The sequence below is a fragment of the Thermodesulfitimonas sp. genome (assembly GCF_052743955.1).
Genome location: NZ_JBRAIN010000164.1, coordinates 1 through 1,955 on the forward strand (window position 1 = coordinate 1; position 1,955 = coordinate 1,955).

Sequence of the window (1,955 nt, forward strand, 5' to 3'; positions counted from 1 at the left end):
TGAAGGTAGTTCCCTTCCCAACCTCCGATTCCCCGGTAATATTGCCCTGGTGCTTGTTTACCACGATATCATGGGCGATGGCTAACCCTTGGCCGGAGCCCTTGCCCACTTCTTTAGTAATAAAAAACGGGTCGAAGATCCGGTCGATAATGGCCGGCGGAATGCCGGTATCGCTGATCTCGATCTTAGCGAAATCGCCTTCCCTCCGAGTCCGGATGATAATCTTCCCCAACCACACAGGGCACTGGCGGCAGATCCGGATCCAGGTCCATTTCGAGGTCCGCCACATACTTCCATTCGTTCCGCGAAATCGTTACCGTGCTCTCCACCGCCCGGTTAAGATTGTGGGGTGCCTTATCTCTCCTACCGGGATGTGCGAACTCCTTCATCGCCAAGACAAGCTTCCGCACCCGGCCAATCCCCTCTAGGGATTGTTCCAGGGCCTTCGGAATCTCCACGCCTAAAAACTCCCAGTCAATCGCCGCCAAAGCTGCGCTTAGTTCCGCAGCCGCCACCACGCCGCTTTCCGCCTGTGCCAGCAGTCCCTGGCAACGCGCCACAAACTGGGAGAGCGTCGCAAACGCATCCCGCAAAAAGGTCGTATTATCGCCAACATACTGCATCGGTGTATTGATCTCGTGGGCAATCCCCGCCGCTAACTATCCGAGCGACTCTAACTTTTGCCGTAAAACCCGCTGGGTCTCCTCGTTTCTCCGTTCGGTAATATCGGCAGCAAGAATAACGTAACCCAAGTGCTTCCCTTCTTCGCTCACCAGCGGCGTCACCGTCAGCCCCAAAAAACCGGGCTTACCGTCCCGCCGGAGGTAGCGGACATCGTCCACCCGTACCGGTTCCCGGCGCTCCCGGCACGAGGCATCGCCGCGTGCCACCTTCTCCCACTCCCACTCGATGCCGCTGGCACTGAGCGGGCGGCCAACTACCGCTGCCGCCACCAACCCAAAAGTTTCGGCCGCCGGACCATTCCAGTGTTTAACGTAACCATCTGCGTCTAAGCCAATCAGGATGGAGGAGATTTGAGGCCACTAATTACTTGATTTGCGTGTGCGCTTCCCGCAGCGCCTGCTCGGCCTGCTGCCGCGCTGTAATATCGCGAAAAACGACGACGGCCCCCACGATTCTCTCTCCTTCCCGCACCGGCGTGCAGGTGTACTCCACGGGGAAGCTGCTCCCGTCCTTCCGCCAAAAGACTTCCCCCGTAATCGAGTGCGGCTTGCCGTCCCGTAGGGTAGCGTAGACCGGGCACGCCGCCTCCGGATAAGGGGTGCCGTCTGCCCGCGTGTGGTGTAGAATCCGGTGCTGGAGCTGGCCCACTACCTCTGCCGCCGTGTAACCCGTCATCGCAAGCGCCGCCGGGTTAACAAAAGTTACTTTCCCTTCCGGGTCAACACCGTATATCCCTTCGCCGACGGCCTCTAAAAGCAGCTCGTTCTGGCGCTTGGCCCCCGCCAGCGCTTCCTCCGCCTTTTTCCGTGCCGTTATGTCGAAAAGGTACCCTTGAAGCTGAAGCAACTCGCCGCGCTGGTCAAAGGTTCCGATCACGTTCTGGACCACGGTAATCAGCTGCCCGTCCCGCCGGCGGAAAGTAGTTTCGTGGAGCTCAAGCTTTTTCTTCTCGCGGAGCAGCTGCAGGAACGCCTCTTTTGCCGCCTCGTCCGGGAAAAGGGTGAAGAAATCGGTCGCCAGCGCCTCCTCGAGCGAGCCGAAGCCGAACATCCGCACGTAAGCCGGATTACAGAGGAGGACCCGGCCGTATCCTAAAGCAATGTAGTTGCCCGTCAGTGTCTGGTCGAAAAGGGCCCGGTAGCGTTCCTCGCTCTCGCGAAGCTGTTTTGATTGTTCCAGCCCCGCAAGCATTTTGTTGATTTCGCAAGCAAGCTCCGCCAACTCATCATCGCCCGTGGTTTCTATTCTTGCCGTAAGATCGCCAGCCGCCC

The 1,955-nt window shown here is 58.8% G+C and carries 4 protein-coding genes; all 4 read right to left on the minus strand.

From position 1 onward, the window contains the following. Positions 1-232: sensor histidine kinase (locus tag ACUVTA_RS09575; protein ID WP_445952710.1), on the minus strand; the 232-nt coding region annotated here is incomplete at its 3' end. Beyond that, positions 186-623, minus strand: coding sequence for a hypothetical protein (locus tag ACUVTA_RS09580; protein ID WP_445952711.1), 438 nt, complete (start codon positions 621-623; stop codon positions 186-188). The genes ACUVTA_RS09575 and ACUVTA_RS09580, both read right to left, overlap by 47 nt. A 36-nt stretch (positions 624-659) precedes the next feature. Continuing rightward, the gene (locus ACUVTA_RS09585) at positions 660-1,034 is read right to left on the minus strand and encodes a PAS domain S-box protein (protein ID WP_445952713.1); all 375 of its coding nucleotides are present in this window, start codon (positions 1,032-1,034) and stop codon (positions 660-662) included. A gap of 13 nt (positions 1,035-1,047) precedes the next feature. Then, on the minus strand, positions 1,048-1,955 hold a 908-nt coding region (locus ACUVTA_RS09590), incomplete at its 5' end, for a PAS domain S-box protein (RefSeq protein WP_445952712.1).

Excerpts from the sequence above, each read along its gene's own strand:
- ACUVTA_RS09580 (WP_445952711.1), bottom strand. The coding sequence starts at position 623 with ATGCAGTATGTTGGCGATAATACGACCTTTTTGCGGGATGCGTTTGCG.